Genomic DNA, 15,252 nt, shown 5'->3' on the forward strand with positions numbered 1-15,252 from the left:
CGACTACTCTCTTCATCATAGACGTTCAATCATTAAGTTCCATTGATATTATTTGCTATTATACAGCCTTTGGAAAATAATACAAGAGGGAATTACCCATTTGCTCTTTTTTTCTGCCGGGATTTAATCCATCTGATGATCATCTGGATAATGAATAGAGCAAACAGCGCAATCCCTACATAGGTGATGATGATTGGATGAATAGGGATATAGGTGCTGATAAAGAATCCGAGCAGGGTATAAGCTGACGTCCAGACCAAAGCCCCGCCAAATGAAAGGAGCAGAAAGAGTAGAAAGGAAATGTGCTCAATCCCTGCGAAATAAGGATTCAATTGACGGACGCCGGGAATAAAAAATCCTTTGAGAAGCGAACGTTTAACATTCCAATGGGACATGAAAGATTCCCATCTGTCTGAATTGAGGCCTAAATATTTTCCGAAGCGGGTAAGGAAAGGCTTCCCTATATAAGCACCAAGGAGATAGGCCGTGACCATTCCGGTGAAGGAACCGAGGGTGGATGCTGCGATACACCCGATCAAGGACAGTCCGCCCTGTTTTGACAGGACCCCGAGATAGACAAATAAGCTTTCTTCGGGGGCAGGGATGCCGACGATGCCGAAAAATCCCATGACAAATATGAGCAGGTAGCTGTATTGGTTTAATAATTCCAGAATATGTTCGTTCATTTGTACCTCATTTCCCGCTCGGATGTTTCAGAACATCATTTACGGTGGTGTAGCTGTATGCTTTTGAATCCTCCAAGGTTAAAAAACGATCCAGCGCTTCAATTGTGTTTTTCGGTGCGTGCTCATCGGCTCCGAACGTGGTCCCGCTGTCATGGAGGGTGATGATTGCTCCGCTCTTCCTTGCTGCAACTAAGCGTTTAAGCAAGGTGTCCACCCCTACATTTTCCTTCCAGTCACCTGGGATGGAAGTCCACATGATTACTTGATAGCCGGCAGAAGCCATATGTGTAAACGCGTTGAAGCTCCCCCAAGGCGGACGGTAATAAACAGGCTTCTCCCCAGTAATGGAGTAGATAATATCCTGTGAGCGTTTGAGATGTTTTCTGAGTGTAGAAGGGGGGATGAACCAGTTTGATACATGTTTGTAATTGTGCAGGCCGATCAAGTGCCCTTCATCATGGATGCGCTTGACGATCTCAGGGTATCTTTCTGCTTTTTCGCCGACCAGGAAGAAGGTGGCTTTGACATTATGTTTTTTTAATACATCTAATAGTCTTGGTGTATAGACAGGATCTGGCCCATCGTCAAACGTGATGGCAATTCGATTAGGGACCTGCCCCTTTTTGGTGATCCCGATTGAGAAGACCCGAATAAAGATGGTGGAAAACACCGTTAAGATTAAATAGGCGAGTATGATTGCTGCAGCCCATATCAAGAAAATCACCTGCATTCTTTTGTAGGAATATTATAGTATTTAATAAGCATACCAGTTTCATTCGGTTTCTTAAAAGGAAAAATCCGTGAACAAAAAAGGGATGCAGCGATTTGCTGCATCCTTGCTGTACTTCCCGTGCAGCTACATCTGTTGTGACAAAGCTTCAGACTTTGTCAACGGGATTTGCTGGGGGGAAGATTCTGTTACATTAATTTTCTTTTTGACATCCAGATATTTGATATGATGCTCTTCCATTTCTTTGATTGTGAACTCGAAATCCTCATACATGACGGAATCACCTTGTTTTGCGTCATAGTTCTCAGTCAGGATCCAGCCGCCGATTGTATCGATGTCTTCATCGCTTATGGCAAGACCGAGAAGATTGTTCACTTCGCCAACAAGGACTTTAGCATCAATGATGTAATGGTTGTCTTTGATTTTGCGGATAACGGGGATTTCGTCCATATCGAATTCATCCCGTATCTCGCCGACGATTTCTTCCAAAATGTCCTCAACCGTCACAAGTCCGGAAGTTCCGCCGTATTCATCCATAAGGATCGCCATGTGGATCCTTTCCTTCTGCATCTTTACGAGCAGGTCATGGATCGGAATGGAGTCGATGACTCGGATGATCGGACGGACATAGGATTCTAATGTCTGCGTATTTAATTCCATATTATTGATAAGGTCTGTGAAAATTTCCTTCACATTGACCATTCCGATGATATGGTCTTTATCTCCATCAATGATAGGATATCTGGTGAATTTCTCTTCCCGTACGATATCAAGGAAGACATCAAGCGTATCTTCTTTGGCAAGGGAGACGATTTCGGTGCGGGGGACCATGATTTCTTTGGCAATCCTGTCATCGAATTCAAAGATTTTATTTACATATTTAAATTCGGACTGATTGATTTCCCCGCTTTTGTAGCTCTCGGAAAGAATGATTCTAAGCTCTTCTTCCGAGTGGGCCAGTTCGTGCTCAGATACTGGCTTCAAGCCAAAGACTCTTGTAACAAGTCTTGCAGATGTATTTAATGTCCAGATAAATGGATACAGGACTTTATAAAAAGCGATAAGCGGCTTTGCAAATATAAGAGTTATCTTTTCTGCTTTTTGAATGGCAAATGTCTTAGGCGCAAGTTCACCTATGACCACATGCAGAAAGGTGATGGCAGTGAATGCGATCGCTACCGAAATAATGTGGGACACGGACGACGTAAAATTGAATTTCTCGAAAAGGACATGGACAAGACCTGCAATAGTAGGTTCTCCAAGCCAACCAAGCCCGAGCGCTGTAATAGTGATTCCCAGCTGACAGGCAGATAAGTACTCGTCTAAGCTCGTAATGACGCGTTTAGCGGAAATTGCACTGCTGTTTCCTTCCTCTAATAATTGATCGATCCGTGAACTTCTCACCTTGACGATCGCAAATTCAGAAGCTACAAAAAAAGCAGTAAGTGCAATAAGTATTACGACAAGCACCAAGTTAAATATGTCCAAATAACTTTCCTTAGCTCGTTTTTTTCAACGAGTAAGGAGTCACCTCCCAAAATAGTAAAATAGTAATTTAATAAAAAATTTGTTCCCGAGACTGCCAGGTAAAGCAATCTCTATCCATGATGCTAGCATAGTCATCTATTGTTTCCATGGAAACATACCGATATTGTGCTATTTCCCAGATGCGATAGACTGCCCCATCCTATCACCTCGACGATCTAAATGTTAACAATATTATAAGGAATTCAAAGAGTTGCGTCAAACTCAGGGTATGAATTTTGAGGATTTACACTATATTATGGGCATGAAAGTATGAATATTCCGTCAAGTTATGCATAAAATCATTTTCTGTAAAAAAAGAGCCGACCCAGAATGGATCAGCTCTGTGCAGCTTTTTTCACTTCTACATATAGAACGTGATGATCTTCCATCTCATGTGCCTTAAAAAGGAAAGAACCCTCTTCCAAGGTATCTCCTTCTTTCAAGTCATACTTTTGAGTAAGCATCCAGCCCCCGATTGTATCAACTTCCTCATCTGAGAGGTGTGTGCCCAATAAATCGTTGACTTGTTCGACCAGCACTTTGGCATCAAATAAATAATTGTTTTCGCCTGTTTTGCGAATCAACGGAATTTCATCGGCATCAAATTCATCCCTGATTTCGCCAACGATTTCTTCAAGTATGTCTTCAACCGTCACCAAACCGGCCGTTCCGCCGTACTCATCGAGGAGGATGGCCATATGGCTCCGTTCTTTCTGCATTTTGACCAGAAGATCCTGGATGGGAATCATTTCAATGACGCTGATAATCGGCTTCGTGTATTTCGCAAGAGTCTCTTCTTCCTGGCACTGGTTATGCACGCAGTCTGTCAACAGTTCCTTCATATTGACGACACCGACAATGTTATCTTTATCCCCATCTGTAACGGGGTACCTTGTGTATTTTTCCACTTTTACGATTGAAAGGATTTCACTGAGGGTTGTATCTTTTTCAAATGAAATGATTTCGGTCCTCGGCACCATGATTTCCTTTGCTACACGATTGTCGAATTCAAAGATCTTGTTGACATATCGATACTCAGATTGGTTAATTTCCCCGCTTTTGTAGCTTTCAGAAAGGATGATTCTGAGCTCTTCCTCTGAATGGGCCATATCATGCTCAGAAGCAGGTTCGAGGCCGAATAATCCAGCCGTGAAACGTGCGGAGCTATTCAGTGTCCAAATGAATGGGTACATGATTCGATAAAACCAGATTAACGGTGTTGCAATGAGCAGCGTCAATTGTTCCGCCTTTTGGATGGCAAAAGTCTTCGGAGCAAGCTCCCCAAGGACGACATGGAGAAACGTGATGACGCTGAACGAAATAATAAAGGATAGAATGTGGCTGACCGATCCGGGTACGTGCAGGGTATGGAACAACGGATTGATTAATTCCTGCACAGTCGGTTCCCCAAGCCACCCAAGTCCTAAAGCGGTGATGGTAATGCCCAGCTGGCATGCAGATAAGTAGCTGTCCAGATTGGTGACTAATTCTTTGGCAGCTTCCGCTTTCGGGTTCCCTTCCGCAACTAGTTGGTCAATTCGGGAAGAGCGGACTTTTACAATCGCGAATTCTGATGAAACGAAGAATGCCGTCAAACCGATAAGAATGATCAATAATACAATATTTATAATTATCAATGATGCGCCGCCAAAATGAAGCGGCGTACACCTCCTAATGCTGCAGATTACTTTCCGTTCTTCTGTCCATTATATATCATTACTTTACCCTTTTCACTTCAGACGATACCAGCACATGGGACAAAAGGATAAATTTCCTGTCCAGACCAATTTAGTAATGTAAATGTAATATGAAAATGGAAAATATCATTATGGGTTGGGAGAGAATTTTGGTAGAATATAAGGAGTGATTTAGAACTAATTGAAGCATAATTTCTCTTGAGAAATGATGATTCGGAGGGCAAGTATTTGAAACATTCACAGGATGTGCGGAATCTCATCTATGTTCATGTAAACCATTCAGATCAATATGTCGTATCACATGGGCTTCGATTCAAAGAGTTCATGTCTGGCGTCCCTAGACTGCCGGGGAAACTTTTGCTGCTGCAGCATCGTTTTGAAGACGGTGAATTTAACCGCCATACGCTTTTGGAATATGTCGGGGATGAAGAAATCAATAAGCTCTTAAAGGAAGAAGTGCATCAATATGGCGGGTTCTGCTGGCTGGATTTCGAGGACGAAGAATCCCTTGATCAGCTGGAAGGGCAAGAAATCGCCGAATTATTATATTTAAGCCATTCAAAAAATCACCTCAGACTGCCCTTCTACCGGAAATTGAATAATCAATTTGCGTACCTGGCCCAGGATGATGGCTGGTTCAATAAAACGTATTATCGTTCGATGGATGACTTTTACGGAATACTGGGCACCGCTCTATCCCAGAAACTCAGCGGCAATAAAGGTGAAAAATCCTTTCTTGGACTGAAAAAGCGAAAAGAGTACCCTGTGATGCCGAAAGAAATTCTTTATCCATTTATAGAAGACATGAAAGAAGGACTCTTATTTTCAATCGAAAAGGCAGAACAGAGCAGGACGAAAATCGAGATTCCCATTTGGGTCATCGGCGATTTCGTCAATATGGATGAGATGTATGAAGAATACCAAACTATAACGGCTAATCCCCTTGATGGGAAGATAGTCTTTGATCGGAAAACCAAGGAATGGAAGGTTTTCATAAAATAAAGGAATCCGCCGAATTCAACGGCGGATTTTTTCTATTTTGTGTGGAAAATGAGTTGACATGATGGTAAAAGTTCTTCGGAATGGGATTATGGATGCGGCGAAGGGTTCGATGGTGTCCGTTAGAATGAATAAATGACGAAAAAAGCAGGGATTCCGGGGGGATAGCCGTTTCCGGAGACTCTATGTGCCACAGTCCATATCCCATGAAAAAAGTGCGAATTTACCATACAAAATCCCCCGTCACAAACGAGAAAAAGAGACAATTTGACGAAAAACCTCATTTGGACTATCCCATTCGGCAATTTGAAGGTTGAAAATAGGAGAAAGTGCTGCAGAAGAGACGATTCCAGGTGCGGGAGACGCGAAATCACAGGGAAAACGAGGGTGAGTGGGCTCATGCGTCTGTCTTATGCGCGAAAACTGCCCATCTATGCGCCACTTTGCTTCTCTTATGCGCCGGAATCTTCCGCTATGCGCCGGTCCGTAGGGGTTATGCGCCAAACACCCCCTCTTATGCGCCACTGGCACTTTTGGGACTAAACAAACTCAAGTCGATTTGACAAAAAACGACAAAAACCGGGGCATGACAGGCACTTTCTGGCACTTTCTCGATCTCTTTAGGCATTAAGGCTCATTTTATAATCTAGCGCGAATAATCAGACTATTAATAGATCTCTTTTCATAGTAAAATGGCTTAGGGGATTTTTGAAAAAACTTGTTGGGGGAAAGAGATGCTGATTAAGCATATTGTTTGTGAAGTAGCAGAAGGGAAAAGGGAATTGTTTTCCCACGCCCAGGATCAATGGATTAAAATTGAACATACACCAGGGCTGCTGTGGCAACTAGGCGGCTGGGACGCGGAATTCAACGCGCATATCTGGGGGATTTGGAGCTGTGAGGTTCTTTACGAGCAGTTTATGAAGTTCAACCACGATTGGATTTATAATACGAACAAGCAAAAGGAAATCCATGATTCAATTGCCATTACTTTTTCAAAAGTGAATGAAGTGGAGTATATGGAAACCTTTTTATCGTTGATAGAAGATGGAATGCCGTTTGAATGGAGAATGTCTCCTGAATCCTGCTGTTTTGCAGTAATTGAAGAAGAAAAAGAAGGCAGCTATTCATTTGTAGAAAGCTGGCTTGTCCGTGGTAAGGAGCATTAACCTCACAAAAGTAAAATGGAAAAACTGGCTCAGAGCAATACAGGGAGAGAGGCAGTTTTTTTATTTGAGGTTTCAAATTGAGTTTCAGAAAGATAGTCCAAAGGGTATAGGTACAGGAAAAATAAAAAGACAGCTATTATTATTCTGGTATAATAACCGCATATGACAATTCAAGAAACGTTTTTCAAGATGGATAGGTTCTTTTTTTCATCCCTTACATATCCATATATAAGCAGCTGGGTGCGATATGGTTAAATTATTTTTTTATTACAAGCCTTTAATCCTTCTTTTTCTTTTGAAGGAAAGTGTTAAAATAGAGACATCTCAAATGCCATTTGGAGGTCAACATGAAGACGAAATTAAATTTATTATACGGCGGAAAATCCGCTGAACATAAAGTTTCCTTGCAAACAGCTAAAGCCGTTATCGGTGCTTTAGATCCCGACAAATATGATATACAGCCGATTTTTATCACAACGGAAGGCCGCTGGGTCAAGGGGCCGCTGTTGTCAGGACCGGTAGAAACAGTGAAAGAACTTGAATATAGCAATGGGGAAAATATTGCCCCTACTGCCTTGGCGGACGCAACCTTACAGGTGGAGAAAGGAAGCACTGAAGTAGTCTTTCCGCTCCTTCATGGTCCAAATGGAGAGGACGGTACAGTTCAAGGCATGCTGGAATTGCTCAACCTTCCTTACGTTGGGAATGGAGTGCTTGCATCCGCTGCCGGCATGGATAAAGTCATCATGAAAAATCTGTTTGCACAAGCAGGATTGGCTCAAGTGGATTATGTCTGGTTCGTACGCCAATCGTGGAAAGATGATTCTGAAGCTGCCTACAAAGAAGTTGAAGAAAAATTGGGGTATCCTTGTTTTGTCAAACCAGCAAACCTTGGCTCCAGTGTAGGAATCAGCAAATGTACGAATAGGGAAGAATTGAGCAAAGCGTTTGAAGAGGCTTTCCAATTCGACCGTAAAATCATTATTGAAGAAGGCGTTGTCGCAAGGGAAATCGAAATCGGCGTAATGGGGAACGATAAACCTGAATGTTCCGTTGCCGGTGAAATTGTCCCGAAAAAAGATTTTTACGATTATAAAGCGAAATATGAAGACGGCGACACAGCGATGATCATCCCGGCTGAAATTTCTGATGAAGTTTACGCGGAGATGAAAGACATGGCCGTGAAATCCTACAAGGCATTGGATAATTCCGGTCTTGTCCGAGCGGATTTCTTCTTGACGAAGGATGGAAAAGTCCTGATCAATGAAGTGAACACAATGCCGGGCTTCACGCCATTCAGCATGTTCCCGCTTCTTTGGAAGCATACAGGAGTCGACTATCCGGCTCTCATTGAAAGATTGGTCCAATTGGCCATTGAACGCCACGAAGAAAAGCAAAACATCAAGCATACATTTTAATGGTGAAAACCCTATACGGGTGATGTAATCAACAGGAGGCTGACTAAGAATCGTTTTAGTTGGCCCTTCTTTTATCCGCTTAATTGTTCATGAAAAAGGAGAATCGTCCAGATGATAAAACGTTCAATAAAACAGCTTTCGGAAATGTTCCAGTTTGATCAAAAGATTCTTGATGCGTTCGGAGACACGGAAATTCAAGGCGTCTGCATCGATACGAGGAAGCTGCAAAAAGGCAATTTGTTCATTCCTTTTAAAGGAGAAAAAATCGACGGCCATACATTGGTCAAGGATGCCTTTGAAAAAGGAGCTTCTGCAGCGCTGTGGGAAAAAGATGTCCCTAACCCTCCTCAGGATGTACCTGTATTGCTGGTGGATAGCTCCATGGAAGCCGTACAGGAACTTTCCAAATCGTATCGTAATCAACTAGACTTGAAAGTCGTCGGCGTCACCGGCAGCAACGGGAAAACGACAACAAAGGACATGATTGCTGCTGTATTGGGCACAGGATTTAAAGTACAGAAGACAGAAGGAAACTACAATAATCACCTGGGCCTTCCATTGACGCTACTATCCATTGAGGAAGATACAAAGGCCGTCGTTCTCGAAATGGGAATGAGTGCCAGAGGAGAAATCGAGTTCCTGACAAAATTAGCCCGCCCTGACATCGCGGTAATCACCAATATTGGCGAATCCCACTTGCAGGACCTCGGTTCCAGGGAAGGGATTGCCGAAGCCAAGCTTGAAATCGCCCTTGGTCTTGGGGAAGAAGGGACTCTCGTTTATTTCGGCGACGAACCATTGCTGCAGGAGAGGCTGCAAGGCTGTCGTCCGTATCAATTGCAGTCATTCGGACAAAGTGAAAATAACGACGTCTACCCTGTCGAAGTCAATTCGACAGAGGATGGCAACCATTTCCGTGTAAACATCAATCCTGATATTGAATTCTTCGTTCCTGTGATGGGGATACACAATGTGATGAATGCCGTTTCTGCAGTTATTGTCGGCAGCAAGCTTGGGCTTGATTTGGAGAAAATCAAAACCGGTCTGGCCGGCCTCAAGCTGACTGCCATGAGAATGGAGAAAGTGGCTGGAATCAATGGGTCGGTCATTATAAACGATGCTTATAATGCCAGTCCGACTTCCATGAGGGCAGCAATCAGACTTGCAGAAGAGCAAACAGGCTCAGGCAAAAAATATTTAGTCCTCGGGGATATGCTTGAACTTGGCGATAAAGAGAAGGAATTCCATCTTCAAACCGGCCGTGAAATCGATCCTGAGAAAATCACGGAAGTATTCACATATGGCGAACGCGGGATGTGGATTGCGGAAGGGGCAAGGGAGAGATTCGGCGAAGAGCGGGTCCATGCCTTGCTGGATAAAGAGCCATTGATTGAGGCACTCAAGAGCAAAGTGAATGAAAAGGATTTTATCCTCGTGAAAGCATCAAGAGGGATGAAGCTGGAAGATATCGTCCATGCGCTAGAATCAAAATAGAAGTTGGTGAATAATGATGAAAGGATGTCTATTGATACACGGGTTTACCGGGTCCCCATTTGAAGTGGAGCCATTAGCCGGTTATTTGGCTGAGCATACCGAGTGGAAAGTGGCCGTTCCGACTCTTCCCGGCCATGGGGAAGAGCTGGAGCTGAAGGGCATCCTTCATCATGAATGGATAGAGTGTGCGGAAGAGGCGTTAAAGAATCTTTTGGATGAGTGTGAAGAGGTCTACCTTGTCGGTTTCTCGATGGGCGGATTGATTGCCGGCTATCTCGCAGCGAGGTACCCCGTGTCACGCCTGGTGCTGCTGAGTGCCGCAGCATACTATATCAATTTCGAACAACTATTAAAAGATATAAAGGAAATTATAAACGACTCACTCAATGGAAAGCTTAAAGAAAATGAGTTGTTTAACCGCTACAAAAAGAAAATAATTTCAACGCCAATTTCTTCCACAAGGGAATTCAAGAAAATCGTCAAGCTTTCCAAGTCAGTGCTGGGTCAAATCGACATTCCCACGTTTATTGCCCAAGGGGAAGAAGATGGAATAGTTCCCATTAAAAGCGCTTATTATTTATATGATAAAATCGGGAGCAGCAGAAAGATCCTAAGGCTGGAGCCTGGTGCCAAGCATTTGATCTGCCATTGCGATGGACAGATGGAATTATTTGACGAAATATTTTGTTTTTTGACGGAAAAAAATAAAGGCAGGTCCTTACGTTGAAATCCATCTTTATTAGTGGTAACATTACAGAAACATCATTAATACCCAAAAAAACAACTCTTCAACCGAAGAGTGTCTTTTTTTGTTTATAAAAAACGAAAAGTGACTATAAAATAAGTAGCCGCTTTTAAAGAAGAATAAAGGAGAATGAATAGCATTGACGAAGTTTTCAGAATTAGGTTTAAGCCCCACTACGTTGAAGTCAGTTAAACGGATGGGTTTTGAAGAAGCGACTCCAATTCAAGCGGGAACAATTCCTTTGAGTCTACAAGGGAAGGACATCATCGGCCAGGCACAGACTGGTACAGGGAAAACCGCTGCTTTTGGTATTCCATTGATCGAGAAGCTTGATCCAAAAAGCACAGACGTACAAGGGATCATCATCGCCCCTACCCGTGAATTAGCCATCCAGGTTTCGGAAGAATTATATAAAGTCGGCCAAGACAGCCGTGCACGTGTATTGGCTGTATATGGAGGAGCGGACATCCAACGCCAAATCCGTGCCCTTAAGAAAAACCCTAACATTGTTGTAGGTACTCCAGGACGTATCCTTGACCATATCAAACGACGCACATTGCGTTTGGATAATGTTCACACATTGATCTTGGACGAAGCGGACGAAATGTTGAACATGGGCTTTAAAGAAGATATCGAGTCCATCCTTTCCAATGTACCGGCAGAACGCCAAACACTTCTATTCTCAGCTACAATGCCGGACCCAATCCGCCGCATCGCTGAGAAATTCATGAAAAATCCTGAGCTTGTAAAAGTAAAAGCAAAGGAAATGACGGTTTCCAACATCGAGCAGTTCTACGTGAAAGTACACGAAAGAGAAAAATTCGATGTATTATCCCGTTTGCTTGATACGCAATCCCCTGAGCTTGCAATTGTATTCGGCCGTACGAAGCGCCGTGTAGATGAACTTGCAAATGCTCTTTCCTTAAGAGGATATTTGGCAGAAGGGATCCACGGAGATCTAAGCCAAGCGAAGCGCCTGCTTGTTCTTAAAAAGTTCAAAGAAGGCAAAATCGATGTACTGGTTGCAACGGATGTTGCAGCGCGCGGTCTTGATATTTCAGGCGTCACACATGTATACAACTTCGATATCCCGCAAGATCCGGAAAGCTATGTCCACCGTATCGGACGTACTGGCCGCGCAGGAAAAGAAGGTATGGCAATGACATTTGTCAGCCCTCGTGAAATGGGCTACCTGAAAGTGGTTGAACAAACGACTAAAAAGCGCATGACTCCAATGAAGCCGCCAACTTGGTCAGAAGCACTTGAAGGACTGCTAAAAGCGTCTTACGATCAAATTGCTGAAACCATTGAAGCTAATTCATTGCAGGACTACCAGCAAATGGGCGAAAAATTGCTTGAGAATTTCTCTCCTGAGCAAATTGCTGCAGCTGCATTGAAAGTTCTTACAAAAGAGCCTGACAGTTCAGCTGTCAAAATTACAGAAGAAGCTCCTCTTCCATCCAGAAGGGACCGCGGAGGCAACAGAGACAACGGCCGCTCCCGCAGAAGAGGGAAGCCTCAAGGTTCAGGCCAAGGTCAACGCAGCTACGGACGCGATCAGCAGCGTTCTTCCAGCAGACCGCCAAGAAAAAGACCTCAAAAAAATAACTAATTATACAAAAGCTGCTTCCTTGTGAAGCAGCTTTTTTTTGGTCCACTGGCCACTTCCGAAGAAAACATTGCAAATTGCATAGAGAGTCGGCGGTCAAAAACGGGAAAAAGACAATTTGATGAAAAACCTCATTTGGATGACCCCATTCTTCACTTTGCAGGGTGGAAATCAGGTGAAAAGCTTCGGAAAATCCGATCTGTGGTTGGCGAGGGGCAGAAATACAGGGAAATCAAGGGTAAAAGCCTTGCTGCGGCAGCTTTATGCGCGAAATTTGGTCGGTTATGCGCCGATTGTCTGGCTCTATGCGCGAAAAATCCCTGCTTTTGCGCCGGTAAGTTTGGGTTATGCGCCAAACGCCCCGTCTTATGCGCCACTGGCACTTTTTCTGATAAATTAGCCGATGGAATCGAGTCGATCTTACAAAAATCGACAAAATTCGGGGCGTGACAGGCACCTTCATCAAGGCACCTTCATCATCAAACCGCTCCCCTGTGATCCGGCTTTTTTGTCCTAGAATGAAACTTTCCACGCCCACCTGCGTAAATAAGAGATAATAGGTCTAGAAAGAAATGGGGGTATAACGGATGAGGGAGCCAATGAATAAGATTTCAGATAAAGCCCTGAAAGTATGGAGAATAACGGGGATGCTGCATTCATTGATAATATTAGCGATATACTTTGGGGTCATCACGCTTGTTTCTTTTTTTGACTGGCCGTCTTGGATCATCCTATGCGGCGGTGTGGTCAGCATTCTTTATGTATACATATTTGTCTATCTTTTTCCGAATGTGAAATGGAAAAGATGGAGGTATGAGGTCCGGGAGAAAGAGATTGAATTGCAGAGCGGGATCATTTTCAAAAAAAGAACCCTGGTGCCGATGGTCAGGGTCCAGCATGTCGACACGGTGGAAGGGCCGTTGCTGAGAAGATACCACCTTGCGACAGTTACGGTTTCGACCGCTGCCACAACGCACCATATTCCAGCCATTGATACAACGGAAGCCGATGAATTGCGTTCATCCATTTCGGCGTTGGCAAGGGTGGCGAAAGACGATGTCTGAATACAAACGTCTGCACCCGATCGCAGCAGTATGGACGGTACTGAAACAGCTGCGCGAAATGATTTTTCCCATTTTGGTTTTCTTGTTTTTAGGCAGAGGGAAGGATTCAACATTCTGGGATTCATTTCCCTTCTTTGTTTCCGTTCTCTCCATCATCTTTATCTTGGCGTCAGGAATCATTAAGTGGAAGAGATTCACATACAGAATTGAGGAAGGCGAGCTAAGGATCGAATACGGCCTTTTTGTTAAGAAAAAACGATATATCCCATTGGAAAGAATTCAGAGTTTGGATTTTTCGGAAGGGATTCTCCATCGCCCGTTCGGCCTTGTTCGTGTTCAAATTGAAACAGCAGGCGGCAATGAGAAAAATCATGCTGAGGGAGAGTTGACAGCCATCAAGAAAGAGGAGGCTCTCTGGCTGGAGAAGACGATTCAAATGGAAAAGCAGGGTGCAGCCGATCAGCTGGAACATCAGGAAGAAATAAAAACGGAAGCTGTCGTCCATCACGTTTCGAATTCAGAGTTATTGTTGATGGCTGTTACTTCCGGCGGTGTTGGGGTTGTGCTTTCAGCCATCGTTGCTTTTGTATTTCAATTTGAGGATGTCATTCCTTATCAAAAAGTATTCGAGCAGATGAACAAGGCTGTGCACAGCAGCATTGTATTGGTCGTTTTTGCTGTATTTTTCGGACTGCTTATGGCATGGCTGTTTTCCATCGCGGTCACCATGCTGAAATACAGCCGATTTACAATCCGGAAAACGGGTGATGATTTGATTATCACAAGGGGCTTGCTTGAGAAGAAGCAGCTTACCATCCCTTTGAAGAGGATACAGGCCATCCGGATTGTTGAAAATCCAGCGAGGGAGCCATTTGGATTTGCCACTGTTTATATCGACAGTGCGGGGGGATCCGTCAAAGAGGCGGATAGTGCGTCTGTGATGGTCTTGCCGATCATTAAAAAGAAGAAGATTCCCATGCTGGCTGAACGCTTCTTTCCGGACTACCAAATGGAAGTGGGTTTGACCAAGCTGCCGCACCGGGCATTTTGGAACTATATCGTGAGGGAGACTATTCGTGTCCTGATTCCCGCAGCGGTGATTTCTATTGTGTTTTGGCCATGGGGTTCACTTGCATTGATTGTCCTCGCCGCAGCTGCATTGATCGGTGCGTGGAAATATAAATCAGCAGGGTGGAATGTTACAGGGGATCAATTGGTCCTTTGCTATAGAGCAGTGACCAAGACAACGATTTATATGAAAAAAGCGAGAATACAATCTCTCGAGGTGACACAAAGCTGGTTTCAGAAAAGAAAGAGCCTTGCCAGTCTTTCAGCAGCCGTAAAGTCTGGTGAAATGGGAAGGAAAGCAGCGATTAGATATGCGGATGCAGCTCAAATAGAAAAAATGTATGACTGGTTCATTCCTGAGGAGGACCAGAAATAAACGAAAAAAACTGCCTTCGAAATAAAATTCGAGGCAGTTTTTTGCTGTTTAGGATTCAAGCTTTCCACGCAGCAGGATACCGGCAGCAACTCCGGTGAACAAGCCTGCCAAATGGGCAGTGATATTGACTCCTGGCTGGATGAATGACATGAAAAGAGAGATGATCAAAACGGGCAGTATAACCTGTGCCGATCTGGACGTTGGGTTTTTCCCGAACAGCGCCGATGCCAGATAGAAGCCGAAAATGCCGAAGATAGCCCCGCTTGAACCTGTGTGAACATAAGTGAGGGGCAAAAGTAGAAAAGCGAACAGGTTCCCGGTGATTCCGCATAGCAGATAAAAACAAGAGAAGACGATCTTCCCCAGCTTTTTTTCCAGCGGGGGGGCGAATATTAGAAGGGCAATCGTATTGAAGATGAAATGAGAGAAATTCACGTGCACAAATAAAGGGGAAACGAAACGCCAAAGCTCTCCTTGCTTGATATAGATGTTGGCGCCGATCAGCTTTTCGAATATCCAATCGTTTGGAAGGTAAGGCAAAGCAGCTATTCCGAACAATACCGTATGAATGGCGGCGATGCATGTAATAATAGGATATAATTTGATATAATCATTGAAATTTTCATTTCTGACAAACATATTAGCCACACCTCATTTAAAGTAATGAGTC

General features: G+C 43.8%; 14 protein-coding genes and 1 other annotated feature (1 of these 15 running past the window's edge). Of the genes, 9 read left to right on the plus strand and 5 right to left on the minus strand.

The window, feature by feature from the left end; all coding sequences use genetic code 11:
• Positions 1 to 28, minus strand: a binding site (T-box leader) (it extends 175 nt beyond the left edge of the window).
• Between the two features lie 64 nt (positions 29 to 92).
• From ABTV07_RS01420 to ABTV07_RS01435, 4 genes are all read right to left on the minus strand, one after another.
• Positions 93 to 686 carry a DedA family protein gene (locus ABTV07_RS01420; protein ID WP_433746565.1) on the minus strand — a complete coding sequence of 198 codons (594 nt, stop codon included), beginning with the start codon at positions 684 to 686 and terminating at the stop codon, positions 93 to 95.
• A gap of 7 nt (positions 687 to 693) precedes the next feature.
• On the minus strand, positions 694 to 1,410 hold the full coding sequence (locus ABTV07_RS01425) for a polysaccharide deacetylase family protein (RefSeq protein ID WP_433746568.1): 717 nt from the start codon (positions 1,408 to 1,410) through the stop codon (positions 694 to 696).
• A gap of 132 nt (positions 1,411 to 1,542) precedes the next feature.
• Positions 1,543 to 2,904: a hemolysin family protein gene (locus ABTV07_RS01430; protein WP_433746571.1), complete on the minus strand. Its 1,362-nt coding sequence runs from the start codon at positions 2,902 to 2,904 to the stop codon at positions 1,543 to 1,545.
• Between the two features lie 374 nt (positions 2,905 to 3,278).
• Positions 3,279 to 4,580 (minus strand): hemolysin family protein, encoded by a 1,302-nt coding sequence (locus tag ABTV07_RS01435; RefSeq protein ID WP_433746574.1) that lies wholly within the window; start codon positions 4,578 to 4,580, stop codon positions 3,279 to 3,281.
• A 288-nt stretch (positions 4,581 to 4,868) separates the two neighbouring features.
• On the opposite strand from ABTV07_RS01435, the gene ABTV07_RS01440 reads away from it, so the two are divergent.
• The 9 genes from ABTV07_RS01440 to ABTV07_RS01480 all read left to right on the plus strand — a co-directional run bounded on the left by ABTV07_RS01440 (position 4,869) and on the right by ABTV07_RS01480 (position 14,582).
• The gene (locus tag ABTV07_RS01440; protein ID WP_433746577.1) at positions 4,869 to 5,642 is read left to right on the plus strand and encodes a hypothetical protein; all 774 of its coding nucleotides are present in this window, start codon (positions 4,869 to 4,871) and stop codon (positions 5,640 to 5,642) included.
• 731 nt (positions 5,643 to 6,373) lie between these two features.
• Positions 6,374 to 6,808, plus strand: a complete 435-nt coding sequence (locus ABTV07_RS01445) for a DUF4937 domain-containing protein (protein ID WP_433746580.1) — start codon at positions 6,374 to 6,376, stop codon at positions 6,806 to 6,808.
• Between the two features lie 347 nt (positions 6,809 to 7,155).
• The gene (locus tag ABTV07_RS01450; RefSeq protein ID WP_433746582.1) at positions 7,156 to 8,226 is read left to right on the plus strand and encodes a D-alanine--D-alanine ligase; all 1,071 of its coding nucleotides are present in this window, start codon (positions 7,156 to 7,158) and stop codon (positions 8,224 to 8,226) included.
• A gap of 111 nt (positions 8,227 to 8,337) precedes the next feature.
• Positions 8,338 to 9,720: a UDP-N-acetylmuramoyl-tripeptide--D-alanyl-D-alanine ligase gene (locus ABTV07_RS01455; protein WP_433746585.1), complete on the plus strand. Its 1,383-nt coding sequence runs from the start codon at positions 8,338 to 8,340 to the stop codon at positions 9,718 to 9,720.
• A gap of 13 nt (positions 9,721 to 9,733) precedes the next feature.
• Positions 9,734 to 10,447: an alpha/beta hydrolase gene (locus tag ABTV07_RS01460; protein ID WP_433746588.1), complete on the plus strand. Its 714-nt coding sequence runs from the start codon at positions 9,734 to 9,736 to the stop codon at positions 10,445 to 10,447.
• Between the two features lie 214 nt (positions 10,448 to 10,661).
• Complete coding sequence (locus tag ABTV07_RS01465; protein ID WP_433751033.1) at positions 10,662 to 12,077, plus strand: DEAD/DEAH box helicase; 1,416 nt, start codon at positions 10,662 to 10,664, stop codon at positions 12,075 to 12,077.
• Between the two features lie 118 nt (positions 12,078 to 12,195).
• Positions 12,196 to 12,474, plus strand: coding sequence for a hypothetical protein (locus ABTV07_RS01470; protein WP_433746590.1), 279 nt, complete (start codon positions 12,196 to 12,198; stop codon positions 12,472 to 12,474).
• A 199-nt stretch (positions 12,475 to 12,673) separates the two neighbouring features.
• On the plus strand, positions 12,674 to 13,138 hold the full coding sequence (locus ABTV07_RS01475; RefSeq protein WP_433746593.1) for a PH domain-containing protein: 465 nt from the start codon (positions 12,674 to 12,676) through the stop codon (positions 13,136 to 13,138).
• Positions 13,131 to 14,582: a PH domain-containing protein gene (locus ABTV07_RS01480; protein WP_433746596.1), complete on the plus strand. Its 1,452-nt coding sequence runs from the start codon at positions 13,131 to 13,133 to the stop codon at positions 14,580 to 14,582. The genes ABTV07_RS01475 and ABTV07_RS01480 overlap by 8 nt, the downstream gene beginning before the upstream one ends.
• 48 nt (positions 14,583 to 14,630) lie before the next feature.
• On the opposite strand, the gene ABTV07_RS01485 is transcribed toward ABTV07_RS01480, so the two are convergent.
• Positions 14,631 to 15,221 (minus strand): rhomboid family intramembrane serine protease, encoded by a 591-nt coding sequence (locus ABTV07_RS01485; protein ID WP_433746599.1) that lies wholly within the window; start codon positions 15,219 to 15,221, stop codon positions 14,631 to 14,633.
• Positions 15,222 to 15,252: the final 31 nt, after the last annotated feature.

The organism is Falsibacillus pallidus (genome assembly GCF_050990905.1).
Classification (GTDB): Bacteria; Bacillota; Bacilli; order Bacillales; family DSM-25281; genus Falsibacillus; species Falsibacillus pallidus_A.

Bases quoted from the DNA above. Each gene is read 5' to 3' on its own strand.
- ABTV07_RS01475 (WP_433746593.1), top strand. From the start codon at position 12,674: ATGAATAAGATTTCAGATAAAGCCCTGAAAGTATGGAGAATAACGGGG.
- ABTV07_RS01450 (WP_433746582.1), top strand. From the start codon at position 7,156: ATGAAGACGAAATTAAATTTATTATACGGCGGAAAATCCGCTGAACAT.
- ABTV07_RS01420 (WP_433746565.1), bottom strand. From the start codon at position 686: ATGAACGAACATATTCTGGAATTATTAAACCAATACAGCTACCTGCTC.
- ABTV07_RS01460 (WP_433746588.1), top strand. From the start codon at position 9,734: ATGATGAAAGGATGTCTATTGATACACGGGTTTACCGGGTCCCCATTT.
- ABTV07_RS01480 (WP_433746596.1), top strand. From the start codon at position 13,131: ATGTCTGAATACAAACGTCTGCACCCGATCGCAGCAGTATGGACGGTA.
- ABTV07_RS01465 (WP_433751033.1), top strand. From the start codon at position 10,662: ATGGGTTTTGAAGAAGCGACTCCAATTCAAGCGGGAACAATTCCTTTG.
- ABTV07_RS01455 (WP_433746585.1), top strand. From the start codon at position 8,338: ATGATAAAACGTTCAATAAAACAGCTTTCGGAAATGTTCCAGTTTGAT.
- ABTV07_RS01485 (WP_433746599.1), bottom strand. From the start codon at position 15,221: ATGTTTGTCAGAAATGAAAATTTCAATGATTATATCAAATTATATCCT.
- ABTV07_RS01445 (WP_433746580.1), top strand. From the start codon at position 6,374: ATGCTGATTAAGCATATTGTTTGTGAAGTAGCAGAAGGGAAAAGGGAA.
- ABTV07_RS01470 (WP_433746590.1), top strand. From the start codon at position 12,196: ATGAAAAACCTCATTTGGATGACCCCATTCTTCACTTTGCAGGGTGGA.